Origin of the sequence: Marinobacter sp. UBA2498, from assembly GCF_002341575.1 — a bacterium.
Lineage (GTDB): Bacteria > Pseudomonadota > Gammaproteobacteria > Pseudomonadales > Oleiphilaceae > Marinobacter > Marinobacter manganoxydans.
Genome location: NZ_DDOI01000059.1, coordinates 97,302 through 97,587, shown reverse-complemented (window position 1 = coordinate 97,587; position 286 = coordinate 97,302). Strand labels below are relative to the sequence as shown.

Genomic DNA, 286 nt, shown 5'->3' with positions numbered 1-286 from the left:
ACAACCGGTGCCAGGCAGTTGGTAGTGCAAGACGCGTTGGAGATAATGTCGTGATTGGTGGTCAGGGTTTCGTGATTCACGCCGTAGACAATCATGGCATCCGCATCGGGGCTGGGTGCAGAGATGATGACCTTGCGCGCGCCGGCTTTCAGGTGAGCTGCCGCCTTGTCCCGTTTGGTGAAAAGCCCGGTGCACTCGAAAACAACATCGACACGGTGATCTTTCCAGGGCAGTTCTTCGGGGTTGCGCAGTGCTGTGATGGCAATGCGGTCGCCGTTCACTGTCA

1 protein-coding gene is annotated in these 286 nt (G+C 57.3%); it reads right to left on the bottom strand.

The features are described from left to right. Window positions 1-286 (bottom strand): glyceraldehyde 3-phosphate dehydrogenase NAD-binding domain-containing protein (locus tag B2W52_RS07685; RefSeq protein WP_286802285.1); only part of this gene is annotated, 286 nt, incomplete at both ends.